Source organism: Pararhizobium sp. LjRoot235 (assembly GCF_964254145.1).
Lineage (GTDB): Bacteria > Pseudomonadota > Alphaproteobacteria > Rhizobiales > Rhizobiaceae > Pararhizobium.
Genome location: NZ_CAXUSP020000002.1, coordinates 121,470 through 138,489, shown reverse-complemented (window position 1 = coordinate 138,489; position 17,020 = coordinate 121,470). Strand labels below are relative to the sequence as shown.

At 58.8% G+C, this 17,020-nt stretch carries 17 protein-coding genes and 3 pseudogenes; 6 read left to right on the top strand and 14 right to left on the bottom strand.

All coding sequences use genetic code 11. The features are described from left to right. The first annotated feature begins 21 nt into the window (after positions 1-21). Positions 22-785, top strand: a protein-coding gene (locus ACSQ2Z_RS21290; RefSeq protein WP_436083264.1) for an IS5 family transposase whose coding sequence is annotated in 2 segments (ribosomal slippage) — positions 22-337 and positions 337-785 — 765 coding nt in all. Because the reading frame shifts where the segments join, the coding sequence is not laid out codon by codon here. A gap of 22 nt (positions 786-807) precedes the next feature. On the opposite strand, the pseudogene ACSQ2Z_RS21285 reads toward ACSQ2Z_RS21290, so the two are convergent. The 7 genes and pseudogenes from ACSQ2Z_RS21285 to ACSQ2Z_RS21255 all read right to left on the bottom strand — a co-directional run bounded on the left by ACSQ2Z_RS21285 (position 808) and on the right by ACSQ2Z_RS21255 (position 7,321). After that, positions 808-1,242: pseudogene (locus ACSQ2Z_RS21285) on the bottom strand (IS5 family transposase). Positions 1,243-1,557: 315 nt separating this feature from the next. Further along, positions 1,558-2,721 carry a mandelate racemase/muconate lactonizing enzyme family protein gene (locus ACSQ2Z_RS21280; RefSeq protein ID WP_436083263.1) on the bottom strand — a complete coding sequence of 388 codons (1,164 nt, stop codon included), beginning with the start codon at positions 2,719-2,721 and terminating at the stop codon, positions 1,558-1,560. A gap of 33 nt (positions 2,722-2,754) precedes the next feature. Beyond that, positions 2,755-2,961 carry a hypothetical protein gene (locus ACSQ2Z_RS21275; protein ID WP_425327156.1) on the bottom strand — a complete coding sequence of 69 codons (207 nt, stop codon included), beginning with the start codon at positions 2,959-2,961 and terminating at the stop codon, positions 2,755-2,757. Positions 2,962-3,242: 281 nt separating this feature from the next. Further along, entirely contained in the window at positions 3,243-4,328 is a 1,086-nt protein-coding gene (locus tag ACSQ2Z_RS21270) for a tartrate dehydrogenase (protein WP_436083262.1), read from the bottom strand. Between the two features lie 16 nt (positions 4,329-4,344). Then, entirely contained in the window at positions 4,345-5,850 is a 1,506-nt protein-coding gene (locus ACSQ2Z_RS21265; RefSeq protein ID WP_436083261.1) for a tripartite tricarboxylate transporter permease, read from the bottom strand. A 4-nt stretch (positions 5,851-5,854) separates the two neighbouring features. Next, a complete protein-coding gene (locus ACSQ2Z_RS21260; protein ID WP_436083260.1) occupies positions 5,855-6,307 on the bottom strand; it encodes a tripartite tricarboxylate transporter TctB family protein in 453 nt (150 codons plus the stop codon). Positions 6,308-6,355: 48 nt separating this feature from the next. Further along, positions 6,356-7,321, bottom strand: coding sequence for a tripartite tricarboxylate transporter substrate-binding protein (locus ACSQ2Z_RS21255; RefSeq protein ID WP_436083259.1), 966 nt, complete (start codon positions 7,319-7,321; stop codon positions 6,356-6,358). 123 nt (positions 7,322-7,444) lie between these two features. On the opposite strand from ACSQ2Z_RS21255, the gene ACSQ2Z_RS21250 reads away from it, so the two are divergent. Beyond that, positions 7,445-8,350 carry a LysR family transcriptional regulator gene (locus ACSQ2Z_RS21250; protein ID WP_436083258.1) on the top strand — a complete coding sequence of 302 codons (906 nt, stop codon included), beginning with the start codon at positions 7,445-7,447 and terminating at the stop codon, positions 8,348-8,350. Positions 8,351-8,572: 222 nt separating this feature from the next. Here the strand turns inward: ACSQ2Z_RS21250 and ACSQ2Z_RS21245 are convergent. Beyond that, a pseudogene (locus ACSQ2Z_RS21245) lies at positions 8,573-9,009 on the bottom strand (tyrosine-type recombinase/integrase). A 91-nt stretch (positions 9,010-9,100) separates the two neighbouring features. On the opposite strand from ACSQ2Z_RS21245, the gene ACSQ2Z_RS21240 reads away from it, so the two are divergent. After that, positions 9,101-10,300: an IS256 family transposase gene (locus tag ACSQ2Z_RS21240; RefSeq protein WP_436080955.1), complete on the top strand. Its 1,200-nt coding sequence runs from the start codon at positions 9,101-9,103 to the stop codon at positions 10,298-10,300. A gap of 70 nt (positions 10,301-10,370) precedes the next feature. Here the strand turns inward: ACSQ2Z_RS21240 and ACSQ2Z_RS21235 are convergent. The 3 genes and pseudogenes from ACSQ2Z_RS21235 to ACSQ2Z_RS21225 all read right to left on the bottom strand — a co-directional run. Then, a pseudogene (locus ACSQ2Z_RS21235) lies at positions 10,371-10,586 on the bottom strand (integrase); the annotation flags it as partial. Between the two features lie 221 nt (positions 10,587-10,807). Beyond that, positions 10,808-11,164, bottom strand: coding sequence for a GFA family protein (locus ACSQ2Z_RS21230; protein WP_436083257.1), 357 nt, complete (start codon positions 11,162-11,164; stop codon positions 10,808-10,810). Between the two features lie 264 nt (positions 11,165-11,428). Then, positions 11,429-12,307 carry an SDR family oxidoreductase gene (locus tag ACSQ2Z_RS21225; protein WP_436083256.1) on the bottom strand — a complete coding sequence of 293 codons (879 nt, stop codon included), beginning with the start codon at positions 12,305-12,307 and terminating at the stop codon, positions 11,429-11,431. Positions 12,308-12,432: 125 nt separating this feature from the next. On the opposite strand from ACSQ2Z_RS21225, the gene ACSQ2Z_RS21220 reads away from it, so the two are divergent. Then, positions 12,433-13,077, top strand: coding sequence for a TetR/AcrR family transcriptional regulator (locus ACSQ2Z_RS21220; protein ID WP_436083255.1), 645 nt, complete (start codon positions 12,433-12,435; stop codon positions 13,075-13,077). Between the two features lie 98 nt (positions 13,078-13,175). Here ACSQ2Z_RS21220 and ACSQ2Z_RS21215 read toward each other — a convergent pair whose 3' ends face one another. Beyond that, positions 13,176-13,559 carry a winged helix-turn-helix transcriptional regulator gene (locus tag ACSQ2Z_RS21215; RefSeq protein WP_436083254.1) on the bottom strand — a complete coding sequence of 128 codons (384 nt, stop codon included), beginning with the start codon at positions 13,557-13,559 and terminating at the stop codon, positions 13,176-13,178. A 104-nt stretch (positions 13,560-13,663) separates the two neighbouring features. On the opposite strand from ACSQ2Z_RS21215, the gene ACSQ2Z_RS21210 reads away from it, so the two are divergent. After that, positions 13,664-14,455 carry an NADPH-dependent F420 reductase gene (locus tag ACSQ2Z_RS21210; protein WP_436083253.1) on the top strand — a complete coding sequence of 264 codons (792 nt, stop codon included), beginning with the start codon at positions 13,664-13,666 and terminating at the stop codon, positions 14,453-14,455. Between the two features lie 274 nt (positions 14,456-14,729). Beyond that, a complete protein-coding gene (locus ACSQ2Z_RS21205) occupies positions 14,730-15,239 on the top strand; it encodes a nucleoside kinase (RefSeq protein ID WP_436083252.1) in 510 nt (169 codons plus the stop codon). Between the two features lie 242 nt (positions 15,240-15,481). Here ACSQ2Z_RS21205 and ACSQ2Z_RS21200 read toward each other — a convergent pair whose 3' ends face one another. Both ACSQ2Z_RS21200 and ACSQ2Z_RS21195 read right to left on the bottom strand, forming a co-directional pair. Next, a complete protein-coding gene (locus ACSQ2Z_RS21200) occupies positions 15,482-16,237 on the bottom strand; it encodes an SDR family NAD(P)-dependent oxidoreductase (RefSeq protein WP_436083251.1) in 756 nt (251 codons plus the stop codon). A 16-nt stretch (positions 16,238-16,253) separates the two neighbouring features. Then, the gene (locus tag ACSQ2Z_RS21195) at positions 16,254-17,012 is read right to left on the bottom strand and encodes an SDR family NAD(P)-dependent oxidoreductase (protein ID WP_436083250.1); all 759 of its coding nucleotides are present in this window, start codon (positions 17,010-17,012) and stop codon (positions 16,254-16,256) included. Positions 17,013-17,020 lie beyond the last annotated feature (8 nt).

Sequence of the window (17,020 nt, the reverse complement as noted above, 5' to 3'; positions counted from 1 at the left end):
GCTTCCAAATGAGGAGCTTTGATGACACGCCGCCGCTACGAACTCACGGACCATGAATGGTCGATTATTTCGCCACTGCTTCCCAACAAGCCGCGCGGCGTTCCTCGTGTTGACGACCGGCGGGTCCTGAATGGCATCCTTTGGCGGTTCCGAACAGGCTCGCCGTGGGCGGAAGTCCCTGAACGTTACGGTCCACCAACCACCTGCTATAACCGCTTCGTCCGCTGGCGAAAGGCCGGTGTCTGGGATCGGCTTCTTGAAGCTGTTTCAGAAGCTTATGATGGCGACATCGTCATGATCGACTCGACCTGTGTCCGCGTTCACCAGCACGCGGCCACGGGAAAAAGGGGGATCGAGACGATGGTGGCATGGGACGTTCCCGCGGCGGGCTTACGAGTAAAATCCACGCGCTCGTCGATGCCGAAGGTCGGCCAGTAACGCTCCGCCTGACCGGCGGGCAAATTGCCGATTGCACTGAAGCCGATGCGCTGACGGAAGGCCTCCGCGAAGGTGACATCCTGCTTGCAGATAAGGGTTATGATAGTAACGCCATCAGAGCCAAAGCGGCTGCGCGCAAAGCCTGGGCCAACATCCCGCCGAAAGCAAACCGCAAGGGCTCCTTCTCATTCTCGCGCTGGGTTTACAGGCAACGGAATCTCGTGGAAAGATTCTTCAACAAGATCAAACAGTTTCGAGGCATCGCCACACGTTACGACAAGCGCCCAGAAAACTACCTTGCCGCCGTCAAAATCGTCGCGACAAGGATCTGGTGTCAGAGTTTATGAGTCGACGCCCTAGGGCGTGGACTCATAACGATCTGATCCAGATGCGTGTTGCGGCCAACTTGATTGCGGCGAGAAAGTTGCGCGGATCGTTGTCGTATCTGGTTGCGATGCCGCGGAACTGTTTGAGTTTGTTGAAGAAGCGTTCGATCAGGTTGCGTGGGCGCTAGACCCATGCGCTGAAGGGAAAGCTGGCCTTGCGATTGCGTTTTGCCGGAATGTTGGCCCAGGCCCGTTTTTCTTGGGCCAGATCGCGCAAGGCATTGGTGTCGTAGGCGCGATCAGCAAGGAGGATCGCGCCTTCGCGCATGTCCTGCAGCATCGGTTCTGCCATCCGATTGTCGTGGGCTTGTCCTGCCGTCAGTTCAAGGCTGATCGGCCTGCCGTCGGCGTCGACGACCGCGTGGATTCTCGTCGTCAGTGGCCATGTGCGGGCGCAGCTACTTTGTTGCAGGGCTATGCGGCTTTGCCTCCCGGCTTGAATGACCGCTTTAGGGAAATGGCGCAGACGACCTAAACGGCCGACATGAGGGCGCGTTACTGACTGACAGTTGGGGCCGTGAACGGACCGACTGTTAAAGGCGTTCGGGATAGGAAAGCCGACATGCAACCGCAACGGGATGACGCCCGCCTATGCGGCCGTCGGCGCTGATCCTGCGGTATACTTCTCGCTGGGGATAGAGGTGGTAGTCGAGTGCAGCTTGTCGAAAATCTTCAATCATCGAAGGGTGTCCTGAGAAGGAGCGGGCGAGGCAGTCCCCCGCTCCGCGTCTTGTTATTCCGCTAGTTCCCGCATGACCTTGATGAGGTCGGACTTGCCTTCGAAGCCGATGCCGGGAAGGTCCGGCATCACGATGTGACCGCCCTCGACCTTCACACCGTCCGGGAAGCCGCCGTACGGCTGGAAGAGGTCCGGATAGCTCTCGTTGCCCCCTAGCCCCAGCCCGGCTGCAATGTTGAGCGACATCTGGTGCCCTCCGTGCGGGATGCAGCGCGACGGCGACCAGCCGAACTGGCGCAGGACGTCCAGAGTACGGAGGTATTCTACGAGCCCATAGGAAAGGGCGCAGTCGAACTGCAAATAGTCGCGATCGGGCCGCATTCCGCCGTAACGGAGCAGGTTGCGAGCATCCTGATGCGAGAAAAGGTTCTCACCGGTCGCCATCGGCGCGTCGTAGAACTCCGAGATGGCAGCCTGCAGCGCATAGTCCAGAGGATCGCCGATCTCCTCGTACCAGAAGAGCGGATAGTCGCGGAGCATCTTCGCGTAGGCGATGCCCGTCTCCAGGTCGAAGCGGCCGTTCGCGTCAACGGCGAGGCGCGCCTCGGAGCCAATCTCTTCGAGAACCGACTCAATCCGGCCCCGGTCTTCGTCGATCGAGGCGCCGCCGATCTTCATCTTGACGACATTGTACCCGCGGTCGAGGTATCCGCGCATTTCCTTGCGCAGCGCGCTGTTGTCCTTGCCAGGATAATAGTAGCCGCCTGCCGCATAGACGAAGACCTTCGGGTTAGCTTCACGACCCTTCATTTTGGCGAGGAGTCGAAAGAGTGGCTTGCCTTCGATCTTGGCGACAGCGTCCCAAACGGCCATGTCGATGGTGCCGACGGCCACCGAACGCTCGCCGTGACCGCCAGGCTTCTCGTTCTGCATCATCGTCGCCCAGATCTTGTGCGGATCGAGATTGGTGCCGGCATTGTTCATCAGGCCATCCGGAGACGCTTCAAGAATCCGATCCTTGAAGCGCTCGCGGATGAGGCCGCCTTGGCCGTAACGCCCGTTCGAATTGAAACCGTAGCCGACAACGCGCCGGCCGTCCTTCACGACGTCCGTCACGACGGCGACGAGGCTGGCCGTCATCTTCGAGAAGTCGATATAGGCGTTGCGGATAGGCGAAGCGATCGGTTTCGTAACTTCGCAGACGTCGATGATACGCATTTCATGTACTCCGTTAGATAGAAGACGTTGATATCAGTATTGAGCTTTGAGGGTCGTGGCAGTGATCCGTCGGGGGGTCTCGCCGCGCTGTCCGGTAATCACCGCTTCGACCGTCTTGCGATCGAGAGCGCCCTCCCACTTTGCGATAGCGATTGTCGCGACGCCGTTGCCGATAAGGTTTACCACGGCGCGGGCCTCATTCATGAAGCGGTCCACACCGAGCAGCACGCGTCGCGCCATGGTGCTCCTCCTATTCCTCCTGCCGCCTATCATTTGCGATCGGTTTTCCAGTAGCAGGTGGTAAAGTACGGGCGGGCTTTGATCCAATGCCAATGGTCATTTGTTTGATGCCGATTGGGCATATAAACAAACCGGCGACTGCCGGTCGTCGCAGTACGGAAACACCAGTATTCTGCGCTGGTGGCCTAGCCGCACCAACCGCTGCGACGCCCCTCAAAGATCAGCGCGCTTATTCGCTTTTAGCATGGAAGCACGCCGGCCATCGTTATCCTAAAATGCGCTCAGATGAGGAAGTCGGCCACGGCCTTTCCGGATGTCACGGTATTGGCAGTTCCACCGAGATCCCGCGTCCGCAGCCGTGAATCGGCGAGCGATCCTTCGATACCCGCCATGATGGCGTCAGCCGCTTCCTGCTCACCTAGATGCTCCAGCATCATGGCGGCGGACCAGATTTGGCCGATGGGGTTGGCGACGCCCTGCCCGGCTATATCAGGTGCCGAACCATGTACTGGTTCGAACAGCGATGGGAACTCTCTCTCTGGATTGATGTTGCCGGAGGGTGCTATTCCGATCGTTCCAGTGCAGGCAGGCCCGAGGTCGGAGAGGATGTCACCGAACAGGTTGGAAGCGACGACCACGTCGAACTTGTTGGGATTCAGCACGAAATGTGCGCACAGGATGTCGATGTGGTACTTGTCCCAGGTGATGCGAGGGTAAGATCTCGCCATCTCGTCGACGCGTTCGTCCCAATAGGGCATCGTGATCGAAATCCCATTCGACTTGGTCGCTGAGGTCAATCTTTTCCTTGGGCGCTTATCAGCCAACTCGAACGCGAACTTAAGGATCCTGTCGACGCCGATCCTGGTCATGACCGTCTCCTGGACGACGGTTTCACGGTCGGTGCCGGGGAATATCTTGCCGCCGATCGAAGAATATTCTCCCTCCGTGTTCTCCCTGACCACGTAGAAGTCAATGTCACCTGGACCACGACCCGCCAAAGGAGAGGCCACTCCCGGCATCAGCCGGCATGGCCTCAGACTCACGTACTGGTCGAACTCGCGACGGAACTGGATCAAAGAGCCCCACAGCGAGATATGATCGGGAACAGCTTCAGGCCAGCCCACTGCCCCAAAAAAGATGGCGTCGTGGCCGCCGATCTGAGCCTTCCAGTCCTTGGGCATCATCTGCCCGTGCTTCAGATAATAGTCGCATGAGGCGAAATCGAAGGAGTCGATCTGCAACTCGAATCCGAACTTCTTCGACGCGGCCTCCAAGATTCGTAGCCCTTCAGGTACGACCTCCTTGCCGATGCCGTCGCCGGCGATGGAGGCGATCCTGTAGATCCTGTTCGTTTTTTGGTTGGTCATGCCTGTCTCCAATCGATCAGTCTTCTTCTACGAAGACTTCCTTGCGGCGTTTTGCGATATTGGGAATGAAGGCGATCGCGAGGACCGCCACGGCGACCAGAAAAAGGGCCGCACTAATTGGTCTGTTCACGAAGACCATCGGGTCGCCATGGGAGATGGTCATCGCGCGACGGAGGTGTTCCTCCAGCAACGGACCGAGGACGAAACCCAGCAGCATAGGAGCGGGTTCGAACTCCAGCTTGGCGAGCACGTAGCCAAAGACGCCGAACGCCGCCATGACGTACAGATCAAACGTGTTTGAGTTGACGCTGTAGACCCCGATGGAAGCGAACGCGAGGATGGCCGGGAAAAGCACACTGTATGGTACGGTCAGCAGCCTCACCCAGAGGCCTATAAGCGGGAGGTTCAAGACTACGAGAAGGAAGTTGCCGATCCACATCGACGCAATGAGCCCCCAGAACAAGACGGGCTGTGACGTTGCGACCTGCGGTCCCGGAACGATACCGTGGATGATCATCGCTCCGATCATCAAAGCCATGACCGGATTTGCGGGTACCCCGAGGGTCAGCATGGGGATAAATGACGTCTGGGCGCCTGCGTTGTTTGCCGCCTCAGGACCGGCCACGCCTTCGATGGCTCCTTTCCCGAAGCGTTCGGGCGTCTTCGAGATCTTCTTTTCCAGGGCGTAGGACGCGAAGGAGGCCAGAATCGCGCCGCCGCCCGGAAGTATGCCAAGGGCTGAGCCCAGAGCCGTTCCCCGGCATGCTGGACCAAACATGGCCTTCAAGTCCTCCTTGCTCGGCCAGAGGCCTGCCACTCGCTTTACGACTGCAGTTCGCTGGACCGTCACCTCAAGGTTCCGCAGAATTTCTGCGATTCCAAAAATGCCCACCGCCACGGCGACGAAATTGAGCCCGTCGGCAAGTTCCGGCCGACCAAGCGTGAAACGCATCGCTCCCGTGTTTATGTCGGTACCCACCAGACCGAAGATCAAGCCCATGGAGACCATTGCAATGGTCTTGAGGACGGATCCGCTGGCGAGGACGACGGAGGCTGCCAGACCCAAGAGCATCAAGCCAAAGTACTCTGGAGAGCCGAACTGCAAAGCGATCTTCGTCAAGGGTGGAGCTAGCGCCGCGACGAAGACTGTTGCGATAGTGCCGGCGAAAAAGGAGCTGAGCGCTGCCGCCGCGAGGGCTGGCCCCGCCTTTCCCTGTCTTGCCATCTGATAACCGTCGAGCGCCGTTACCGCCGATGACGACTCCCCAGGGAGATTGATCAGGATCGCTGTGGTCGATCCTCCGTACTGGGCACCATAGTAGATTCCCGCGAGCATGATGAGTGACGTCTCCGGCGACAACGAGAGCGTGATTGGCAGGAGCATCGCAATAGTAGCCGTCGGACCGATGCCAGGAAGTACGCCGACGAGGGTTCCGAGAAGGGTTCCGACAAAGCAAAAGAGAACATTGTACGGAGTCAGGGCTGCGCTCAAACCGAGCGCCAAGTTGCTGATGAAGTCCATTTCGTCAAACTCCAATCCACGGCCCGAAGAGCCGGACGGGAAGGCCGAGTCCGTAGTAGAAGACGGCGAGACAGAAGGCCGTAATGGCAAACGCGATGACCGCTGCGATGTACGGCCTTTGGCCTTTTGCAGCCATCGCGGCGGAGACTGCGGTGAGCAATACTGCGGGAATGAAACCCAACCCACGTATGGTCAGACCGAAAAGGATCGGCGCAACAATGATTGCGACGATCGAACGAACAGGAGCGTGCTGGGGATGAAATGGGTGGCTAACCGTCAGCGCCCTCAATCCCACTGCCAGGCCGATGCCAGTGATCAGGATAGACAGCACAAGGGGGAAGTAGCCAGGTCCCATTCTCAGCGCACTGCCGACATCCATCCAGAAGAAGGACGTAAGACCGAAGCTCAACCCGGTCGCTAACAACACGAGCGACGCCGCGAGGTTTTTTATATCCATTGGAACACCTGGTGTCGGCCCAGGAAATCCTGAGCCCACACTCCGACCTCAGTCGGCGAACTCGCCGGCGGCCTTGATGATCGGATCCCACCGCTTGATTTCGCTGTCCAACTTCGTGTGGAGGGCGTCGGGAGTTGCTTGTTCCTTGGTCGCCGGAATAGTCGCAATCTGTGCAAAGCGTTCATTGAGCGTCGCGTCCTCCATGGCGGATCGCAAAGCTGACGAGAGCTTGTCTACGATCTCCTTGGGAGTGCCCTTCGGAGCATAGACGCCGTGCCAGACGCCAAGTTTGAACGTGGGCAAGCCCGCCTCCGTGGTGGTCCTCACATCCGGAAGCGTTTCGGCTCTCTCGTCGCTCGTGATCGCGTAAGCCTTGACCTGGTTCTGGGTGATCGGGCCAACTGTGTTCGTCGCCTGGTCGCAGGTCATGTCGATCTGTTTGCCGATTAGATCGGTCATGATGGGGCCGTTGCCCTTGTATGGGACCGTGGTCATCTGTGTGCCGATCGTTGACATGAAGAGCGTGCCGCACAGATGAGAGGCAGCCCCAAGTCCGGCATGAGCATAGGTGACGTTGGTGCCCTTCTGCTTGATAAAGGCAAGAAGGTCTTCGAAGGACTCCGGCCCCAGGTCGGCACGAGAGATGACCGTCATAGGGGCATCGCTGACAAGACCAATCGGCTCGAAGGCTTCGAGCGGCTTGTAGGGGAGCTGGCGATAGAGAGCAGGCGCCGTCGCCATCCCAATATGGTGGACCAGGATGGTGTAGCCGTCCGGGTCTGCGTCGGCGACACGACGAGCACCGATGGTGCCGCCTGCACCCGCCACGTTTTCGACCACGATCTGCTGGCCGAGCGACTTTGACATCGCGTCGGCGGTAAGCCGTGCGATCGTGTCGGTGGGGCCCCCTGCCGCATATGGCACTACCATGAAGATGTTTCGGTCCGGATAGTCGGCTCCGAAAACAGGGGTGACGGAAACCGCAAGCGCGGCTATAGTGAGAGCGAGCTTCATTTCTTTCCTCCTCTTTTTGCCGTTGACGTCAACAACGGCACTCCTTCGCGAACCTTTGCCGACTACCGGTTGACGGTCCAATGCCGATCCGGCTTCATTTGATGCCGACGACGAGGAGATGAGATGGATACCGCCTGGCTTGCCGATTTGCGTGCACTCGCCGAGACCCTTAACTTTTCAAGAGCTGCAGAGCTCCGAAACATCACACAGCCGGCCTTTGGCCGAAGAATCCGTGCGCTCGAAGACTGGAGCGGGACACCGTTGGTCGACCGCTCCACGCACCGCCTGAAGATCACTCCTGCCGGAGAGATCGTGCTTTCGGCAGCCGCCGATGTACTACAACGCATCGAAAGGGCGAGACACGAGCTTGAACAGACACGAGCGGCCAGCGCGACGCTGACGTTCGCCGCGACCCACGCGTTATCGTTTACGTTCTTTCCAGGCTGGGTCCAGAGCCTGGGCTCTTCCACCACGACGGTGCCGATACGCCTCCTGTCCGACAATATGAACGAGTGCGAGAAGATGATGGCGGACGGACGCGCTCAGTTTCTGCTCTGTCATCACCATCCGGACAGCGAGATCCGACTGCACGACACCGATTTCAAGCATGTCGAATTGGCTAGCGATCTTCTAATACCCGTCGCGATGCGCTCCGACAGCGGGGAACCAACCTACAAGCTTCCTGGAACGCTTGAAGACCCCGTCCCGCATATCGCGTTCGACGAAAAGTCTGGCATGGGACGGATACTGGCAGCCACCATCCCAACTCGGGCGGGACACCTGAAGCTAGTTCGGGTATTCACCTCCCACCTCGCGATGGTCTTGAAGGCTCTGGCGATGGAGGGAAAGGGCGTCGCGTGGATTCCACAGAGTCTGGCGGCCGCAGAATTGGTTAGCGACGGCAAGCTCGCCATTGCGGGGGATGAAGAATGGACAGTTGCTGTCCAGATCGTTCTCATCCGTCCCCGGACGAGGATGACGGAACTCGCGGAGCAGTTTTGGTCGACGGTGATGGCTGCACGGAAGTAACTTCAGGCGATTTGAGCCGTAAGGCCCTTAGAAGAACCAGACGATGTTCCCACGGAGCGCCAGCCCCATGCGCTGGGGTGCTCAACTATGGCCAGGTGCGGCACCATTCCAGACGTGGCCAAACGCAAGAAGCACTTTGACTGTGGCATGGACGACCGGAATGAAGGCGCATAGCTGCTTGTGCTGAGAGCACGACCCCGCTCGGTGCGGGGCCGCACCATTTCAGATCTCGGTGTGCTCCGCCAACTCCAGTGCATCCCAATGTCCACGCCCAGATACCTAACCGTGTTCTCGATCTTAGTATGGCCGAGCAGGATCTGGATCGCACGAAGATTGCCCGTCGCTTTGTAGATCATTGCGGCCTTCGTGCGTCGAAGCGAGTGTGTGCCGTAGTCTTCGCGCCTCAGCCCAATTGCAGTGACCCACTCATCGACCAATCTGGCATATTGGCGAGTGCTGAGATGATCGGCGTGATCGACCCGGCTGGGAAAGGCATAGTCGTCAATTGTACCGCCTCTCCGTTCATGCCATGCAAGCAGACTTGCCCTGACGTCGCCTGTGATCTCGAATTGTACGGGACGACCGGTCTTTTGTTGGACGACCATGGCACGGGTTCGAATTTCTTGACCTGTGACGAGGGTTTTGAGATCGTGTCCCATCAGGTGGTGTAGGTCCTGAGGTTTAGGCGGCCATCAGTGTTTTCCATTTAGGGTCGGGTTGTTCAAGACCAACCTGATGGAAAGATCACCGATGACCAATGACATGATGAACGTGCGTTCGCTTGTTGAAAAGAGCGCCGATGCGGATTTGTTACGCGAGATGATTGGCTTTGCGGCCGAGCGGTTGATGGAGCTGGAGGTTGGCGGCGCGACCGGTGCTGGTTTCGGTGAGAAGAGCCCGATGCGGCTCGCCCAGCGCAACGGCTACCGTGACCGGGACTGGGAGACGCGGGCCGGAACCGTCGAGCTGCGCATTCCTAAGTTGCGCAAGGGCAGCTACTTCCCAAGCTTTCTAGAGCCGCGTCGAATGGCGGAGAAGGCTCTGACGGCCGTCATTCAGGAAGCCTATATTCAAGGCATCTCGACGCGCTCGGTTGATGATCTGGTCAAAGCCATGGGCATGAGCGGCATCTCCAAGAGCCAGGTATCGCGGCTATGCGAGGAGATCGACGTCAAGGTGAAGGCGTTCCTCGACAGGCCGATTGAAGGTGACTGGCCATACATCTGGATCGATGCCACCTATCTGAAGGTCCGCCGCGGCGGGCGCATCGTTTCCGTCGCCGTCATCATCGCCGTCGGCGTCAACAGCGACGGGCGGCGTGAGGTCCTTGGTATGGAAGTCGGCACGTCCGAAGCCGAGCCGATCTGGACAGAGTTCCTGCGCCGGCTGACCCGCCGAGGATTGCGTGGCGTGAAGCTTGTCGTCTCCGATGCGCATGAAGGCCTCAAGGCGGCTGTCACCAAGGTTCTCAATGCCACCTGGCAAAGATGCCGGGTCCACTTCATGAGGAACGTCCTGGCACATGCCGGAAAGAGCGGCAGGCGCGTCGTATCCGCCTTCATCGCAACGGCCTTCGCCCAGGAGACCTCGGAGGCAGCCAGCGCTCAATGGCGCAGCGTCGCCGATCAGATCAGGCCGAAAGTTCCAAAGCTCGCCACCATCATGGACAATGCCGAAGAGGATGTGCTCGCCTACATGACCTTCCCGAAAGAGCACCGGGCAAAGCTGCATTCGACGAATCCAATCGAGCGTCTCAACGGCGAAATCAAGCGCCGCACCGAGGTCGTTGGCATCTTTCCGAATGACGAAGCCATCGTCCGCCTCGTCGGCGCATTGCTGCTCGAACAGAATGACGAATGGGCCGTCCAACGCGCCCGGTACCTGACACTTGAGACCATGGCGCAAATGAGCGATGATCCGCAAATCAGTCTGCCCGCTGTGGCCCGCTGATATCCCTCCGGCCCTATGTCGGAAAGCACGGCCTTCAGCCGCGACCTACACCACCTCCAGGGACACGATCGGTTTTGATTTTGATCTTAACAAGATCGCAGCCTCGGAGCTTACTGTCGATCGCGAGATCAAACAGCGCGCGATCTCTCATGCGCCCCTCCCGGTCGAGGAAGAAGCGGATCGCCCAAATCTGGCGCTGCTTCAGGGGCTTCTTGACGCCGACTTTTCGGCCGGCGTTCCAGGCCGGTCGGCCCAGTGCGGCAGGATCGTATTGTGCAATACCCATTTGAGTTCTCCTTCGGCCATCATTGGCCTTCAGGAAAATGCGTGAGCTCAAGAATTCACGGGGCAGGAAGGGGAATGACGGCTTTCAGTGTTCGATTGGGCGAAGCCGACCTTCACCCATGGTGCTCATGCTAGCGCTTACGGCTCGGAGCGGGAGCTCGTATCGAGGAGGAGCGACTCGTTGCAGCGCGCCCGCGATATGCAACTGTAATGCATCGAGCGTTACGCGAACTGTGGCAAGTCGTCGTGTATCTCGTACCACTCGGCCTTCGAGGCCACGAAATAATGCGCGGTCGGCGGCGCCGGCAAGGGCGTATCGAGCGTCCCCAGCCGCAAGCGCACGACGTCCGGCATCGCATCGCGGCGACTGATGATCGGCGAACCGCAGTTGGAACAGAAGAGGCGATGAACGCCTGGCGAAGAAATGAATGCCTTCAGCGCCGACTCGCCCTCAATGATGACGAAGTCACTGCTCGCGACGGGCGCATTGGTCGCGAATGCGGTAGCGGTCGCCTTGCGACAACGCGAACAGTGGCAATAGATCGCCACACCAAGCTTGCCGCGAACTTCGTATTTCACTGTGCCACAGAGACAACTGCCTATGCATAAAAGCTCCCGTCATTGAATTGCTTGGCCGCTCGTTTCGCCTTTGGCCGCGGGCTGTGCGTTGCCGATCCCGCGCGCTTTGGTGCCGCCGTCAGGCGGCAATAGCGCCTTGCGGCGGTAGCAGTGGCCTCAGACACCATACGCGGCAGCGAAGCTTGCGACGCCTTTATCTCACATGCAGGTCCGAGTGGCCCCCTCAAGGGGCGGCAGGTGGCACCACCCGCCAACCGGAGAGTGTCAGATCATGCTCGTCATGCCGAGCGAAGTGAGCAGGTCGTTCTGAATTGGGCTTACGGCCTCGTTCAACCGCTGGACACCGAGATCCATGCCTTCAGGCATGACGACCGTGCGCAATGGACGCCGTTCCGTGGCCTCGACCAGCCGTGCGATGGCATCGGCAACCATCTGGGGTCGTGGTGGATTGTGCGGATCGTGCGCGTTGCTGGAGCTGTCTTTGATTTGACCTGGGATCGCCGCGACCTCTCCATATGAGACTAACACGCTTTCGTCGGACGGCTCCGGACTGGAGGAAAGAAGGTTGCTCGGGAATGGCCCTGGCTCGACGATGACGGAGTCAATTCCAAAGCCCTTCAGTTCGTACCGATAGGCTTCGGCAAGCGCCTCGAGCGCGAACTTGCTCGCAGAATAGACGCCGAAGAACGGAAAAATCACGCGACCCATCAGGGATGTCACATGAACGAGAAGTCCGCTGCCGGCGGCACGCATGTGCGGTAGTACGGCGCGGTCGGCCCGTAGGGCGCCAAAGAAATTGACCGCAAATTGCCGTTCGACGTCCGCGACCGTATAGGCTTCCGTGACCCCGACGGCCATCGTTCCCGCGTTGTTGATCAGGGCATCGATTTTTCCGTGCTGCCTGATGACCTGCTCGATCGCGGAATTGACCGATGCCTCGTCGGCGACATCCATTTCAAGGACGTGCAATACATGCCCTTCAGCTTTCGCCGCGTCGATGAGCTCGCTCCGGACCTTGGCATTTCTTCCTTCGACGTCTCGCATGGTCGCAACCACCGTATGACCCCGCCTAGCTAGCTCCAATACTGTTAGTTTCCCAAAACCACTGCTCGCGCCGGTCACAACAACGACTTTTCTGCTCATCTTAAGTCCTTTCAATGAAATCCAAGGGCGTCGCATCCATATAGACAGACCTGTATGTATTTGCAATCTTTAAATTGACAGAATAGTCTGTATATCAGTGTACGAAGAATCTGAGGTGACGAAAGATGGAAACGCGCGGCATGCTTGAGTTCGTGGATGTGGAGGGGCAGCCGCTCAACGCCCTTGCCCCGCGAGAACGTATATTAAAGACGGCGTCGGACCTGTTTTACCGGTTCAGCATCCACTCAGTTGGGATAGACCGCATCATTGCCGAAAGCGGCGTGGCCAAGATGACGTTCTACAAGCACTTTCCATCAAAGGCAGACCTGATCGCTACCTATTTGCGTTACAAAAGTGACACCTGGTTTCAGATGCTCGCAACCTCGACTGAAAGAGCCGGGCTGTCGCCGCTGGAGCGTGTCCTCGCCATCTTTGACGCGTTAGAGAAACCGTTCCGTGCACCTTCCTTCCGCGGCTGTCCCTTCGTGAAAGGACTGGCCGAGTTCGGGCCGGAGGCTAACTCCCCAGACGTGCAGGCAACCATCGCCGCGTATTTTAAGGGCTTACATGAATTTGTTGCGTCACTCATCGAGCCTTTGGCATTAAGCAAACCCGAAAGAGCCGTGATCCAGATCCTGTCGCTCTTCCAAGGCGCGATCGTGATCGCGCAATCGATGCGCGATTCTGCCATAGTGGAGGCAAACCGCTATGCAGCTAGGGTGTTGCTTGAGGATGCGTTGATCACGTCGCCTGAACCTGAATTTCGTTAAGCGGTGGGGTAGACGATCTCGGCCAGCGCGGCTCGACGCAGCGGCTTCCTTTTGATCTGGCGATGCACAGCGGGCAGTCACCGAAATATTCTGGTCGCTTACGCCGGATCTCGCGACGCTGCGGCACGCGCATCACGTCGCATGAACGCCCAGTCGATTAGTTCCGCCATGGATGGACCGAGTGCGATCCCCATATCACTCAGTGCATATTCGACCCTTGGCGGCACCTGTGGATAGACGGTTCTTGTCACGATACCATCCTTCTCCAACTCCTTGAGTTGCTGGATCAGCATCTTCTGGTTCACGCCCTCGACGCGCTTTTCGAGTTCCGAGAATCTTAGCGGACCCTTTGCGGCGAAGAGCTGGCAGATGATGACGATCTTCCACTTCCCTTCAAGGACCCGCAGAGCATCCTGGGTTGCCGCCGCCCATACCATTCGCTGCTTCGGGTCGTCGCAGCGCCAGTCTCGTTCAACTGCCATACATACCTCTGGGTAGGTTACCCACCTTTTAGTCGGTTCTTGCCGTACCCGGTAGCTAATCCTATTCTTCGGAGCACAACAAGTCACGCCTCCGTTGGAGTGCGTTGAATCCATATTCGCAGCAAGGAAATGATATGAACATCGGGATTATCGGCGCAGGGAACATCGGCGCGACACTTGCACGCAAGCTCGCGGCCGCAGATCACGAGGTCAAGCTTGCCAACTCAAAGGGTCCAGAATCCATCCGCGATCTCGCCGCGGAAGTTGGTGCGACGGCAACGACCAAGGAAGATGCCGTGACGGGGGTGGACATTGTGATCCTTTCCATCCCGTTTTCGGCTCATCGCGATCTTGCCAATTTATTCGCAAATGTTCCCGAGAACGTCGTTGTCGTAGACACGTCCAACTACTATCCGTTCCGTGACGGAGCGATCACCGATGTTGATGGTGGCAAACCGGAAGCGGTCTGGGTCAGCGAGCAGATCAACCGACCGATCATTAAAGCCTGGAATGCGGTGCTTTCTGCGACTCTCGCGGAAAAAGGCGTAGACAAGTCGCAACCCGGCCGCATCGCCCTTCCGGTAGCGGGTGATGACCTCGAAAAGAAGTCGATTGTCATGCAACTGGTAGAGGCGACGGGCTTCGACGCTCTCGATGCCGGGGGTCTTGTGACCTCATGGCGACAACAGCCTGGCACCCCTGCCTATTGCACGGAACTGACTGGCGACGAGCTGCAAGCGGCGCTCGAAAAAGCTGATCAGAGCCGCTCGGCGAGCAACCGCGACGCCCTGATCAAGGTCTTCATGGACAAAGGCGGCAGCCTTACTCACGATGAAATCGTAGCCCAAAACCGCGCCGGGACCGCGTTAGCGATAAGGAGCATCGTGAAAGATTAGTATCCTCGGACTAATTTCACGCCGTGATGGCGACTCGAGTTTTTCCAACGATATCGGCGCACACATGTCATGGCTTCAAACATCAATGCGATGGCCGCTTTCGGGCAGATGCATCAACTGCATCTATGGCTGACAAGAAAGCGCTTACCCGCTAGACATTCGCTACTAATCCGAAAAGTACCGAAAGCTGTCCTTGATCAGGTGAGTTCGTTGGTGGAGCGTCCGCACGCAAAGTCTCTTCTCACCGGATTGAAGGCCATGATAAACGGCGCCTATGGGAATTAAGAACTATCTGATCGAAGGCGGTTCCGGCACTGGAAAAACGTCTGTCGCTACCGAACTGGAGCGGCGGGGCTACCATGTCGTCCATGGTGACCGGGTCTTGGCCTATTTCGGCGACCCCGAGACAGGCCAGGCACTCGCAGGACCACCCACAGGCGCGGACCGCATCGTTTGGGGATACGCGCACTGGATCTGGCCTGTCCACAAGGTCCGCGCTATTGCTGCCGACACCACCCATCCTATCACCTTCTTCTGTGGCGGCTCGCGCAATTTCGATAAATTCCTAGACCTATTCGACAAGGTTTTCGTGCTGGACATAGACGTTGAGACATTGAACCGACGATTAGATGGGCGGCCGAATGAGCCGGGCTTCGAGCCGGCCGAGCGGGCGTTGGTACTCCGCTACCATAATACTCGGGGATACCTCCCCGTCGGCATCAATATCGACACGGCGGATACCGTCCCACGTGTCGTCGACGATATCCTCGCTCAACTCACCTGAAGCCCTGAAAGAATTGTGAATGGGATGGGAAGCACTCGATTATTGCGGGAAAGACGCTAGCCGCCTGAACGGCTCACTGGCGGCATTGTCGCTTTCGTAGCCGACCGGCAGCTTTCAGAACGACAAACCGGGTGTGTCAACGACCGTCTTGGGGGCGCGTTCCGGACGTGACGCCCCGCTCGTAGTGTTCGACTAAATTCCGAGCCTTCTAAAAATCCTTGGGACGGCGCCGCGAGCTGCCGCTAGGCAACAGCCTGCGCACCCGTAATCTCGACAAGCGATCCGCACATGAAGGCTGCCTCCTCTGACGCCAGGAAAGCGACGAGGGCGGCGACTTCCTCCGGCTTGCCGATGCGGCCGAACGGCACGAGCTTGTCGAGATCGGCAATCGTTCGTCCGGATCGTGTGACGCCGGCTTCCAGCATGGGCGTGTGGATCTCTCCGGGGCACACTGCATTGACGCGGATCTTGTCGGGGGCGTAATCGCGGGCGAGGTTCTGGGTGAAGGCGGCGACGGCGGCCTTTGTGGTGTTGTAGGCGATGTGGTTCGGCGCCGGATAGAGACCCCACTGCGAAGCCGTGTTCACGATAGCGCCGCCGCCAGCAGTGATCATGTGGGGAATGGTCGCCCGGCAGAGGTGGAACATCGCGTCGAGGTTCACGGTGAAACTGATGTCCCAGTCCTCGTCGGAAAGGGACAAAAGATTTCCGCGCCGGTTGATGCCGGCATTGTTAACGAGAACATCGATACGGCCCTTCAGGCCGTAAGCTTCCTCGATCAAACGGAAGCAGGCTTCCTTCTTCGAAATATCTGCCGAAATTGCCGCAGCGGCACCACCCTCAACCTCGATGCCGCCGACAACCTGCGCCGCTGCCTCCGCATTCACATCGGAGACGACCACGAGAGCGCCTTCGGCAGCTAGCCGGCGCGCGATTGCCGACCCTATGCCACCGCCGGCTCCCGTGACGATGGCAACCTTGTTCTCGAACCGCTTCACGACACTTTTCCTCTGTTCATCGAATGTAGCTTCCACCGTTGACGTCAACCGTCGCCCCGTTCAGGGATGCCTGCGACGGACGCAGCACGAATGCGACGAGTTCCGCCACCTCCTCCGGGGCCGCCATTTCCCCGATGGGGATATCGGCGACAGCCGCAGCCTTGCCGTGAGTGGCGATGAACTCTTCCGCCATATCCGTGCGGACCCAGCCGGGCGCGATCGCAACGGCAGTCACCCCGTCCCCACCAAAGCTGCGGGCGATCGATTTCGTCAGGTTCACGAGTGCCGCCTTGCTCGCTCCATAGGGCATCGCGTCCGCCGCATATCCGCGTTGCCCGGCGCGGCTTGCCATGTTGACAATCCGGCCGCCGCCATGCGCCATGAAATGGCGGATCGCCTCCTTGCAGAGATCGGCCACGGCGAAGAAGTTGATCTGGAACTCCTTCTGCCAGGCGGCTTTCCAGTCGTCCGGAGACGCCTCTATGGAAATTTGGGTGCGGATGCCTGCATTGTTGACAAGCCCGTGGACCCGTCCAGCGGCACCGACGGTCTTCTGCCAAAGCTGGAAAGCACCTTCGGGAGCAGAAAGATCCGCCTGCACGATCCAACCACGTCCGCCGATGCGGGAAAGCAGGGCTTCCGCTCGATCTCGGTCACGACCGTAATGGATGATGGGGCGCGCGCCCTCGGCGGCTAGGCGCGCCACGATGGCGGCGCCGATGCCGCCTGATGCGCCGGTGACAAGGATAGACTGTCCATCGAGCGATTGGCTCATCTGTTCAC

What these genes read in the sequence shown, in the direction of transcription:
- ACSQ2Z_RS21280 (WP_436083263.1), bottom strand. Translation starts at nt 2,721, where the DNA reads ATGCGTATCATCGACGTCTGCGAAGTTACGAAACCGATCGCTTCGCCT.
- ACSQ2Z_RS21275 (WP_425327156.1), bottom strand. Translation starts at nt 2,961, where the DNA reads ATGGCGCGACGCGTGCTGCTCGGTGTGGACCGCTTCATGAATGAGGCC.
- ACSQ2Z_RS21270 (WP_436083262.1), bottom strand. Translation starts at nt 4,328, where the DNA reads ATGACCAACCAAAAAACGAACAGGATCTACAGGATCGCCTCCATCGCC.
- ACSQ2Z_RS21265 (WP_436083261.1), bottom strand. Translation starts at nt 5,850, where the DNA reads ATGGACTTCATCAGCAACTTGGCGCTCGGTTTGAGCGCAGCCCTGACT.
- ACSQ2Z_RS21260 (WP_436083260.1), bottom strand. Translation starts at nt 6,307, where the DNA reads ATGGATATAAAAAACCTCGCGGCGTCGCTCGTGTTGTTAGCGACCGGG.
- ACSQ2Z_RS21255 (WP_436083259.1), bottom strand. Translation starts at nt 7,321, where the DNA reads ATGAAGCTCGCTCTCACTATAGCCGCGCTTGCGGTTTCCGTCACCCCT.
- ACSQ2Z_RS21250 (WP_436083258.1), top strand. Translation starts at nt 7,445, where the DNA reads ATGGATACCGCCTGGCTTGCCGATTTGCGTGCACTCGCCGAGACCCTT.
- ACSQ2Z_RS21240 (WP_436080955.1), top strand. Translation starts at nt 9,101, where the DNA reads ATGACCAATGACATGATGAACGTGCGTTCGCTTGTTGAAAAGAGCGCC.
- ACSQ2Z_RS21225 (WP_436083256.1), bottom strand. Translation starts at nt 12,307, where the DNA reads ATGAGCAGAAAAGTCGTTGTTGTGACCGGCGCGAGCAGTGGTTTTGGG.
- ACSQ2Z_RS21220 (WP_436083255.1), top strand. Translation starts at nt 12,433, where the DNA reads ATGGAAACGCGCGGCATGCTTGAGTTCGTGGATGTGGAGGGGCAGCCG.
- ACSQ2Z_RS21215 (WP_436083254.1), bottom strand. Translation starts at nt 13,559, where the DNA reads ATGGCAGTTGAACGAGACTGGCGCTGCGACGACCCGAAGCAGCGAATG.
- ACSQ2Z_RS21205 (WP_436083252.1), top strand. Translation starts at nt 14,730, where the DNA reads ATGGGAATTAAGAACTATCTGATCGAAGGCGGTTCCGGCACTGGAAAA.
- ACSQ2Z_RS21195 (WP_436083250.1), bottom strand. Translation starts at nt 17,012, where the DNA reads ATGAGCCAATCGCTCGATGGACAGTCTATCCTTGTCACCGGCGCATCA.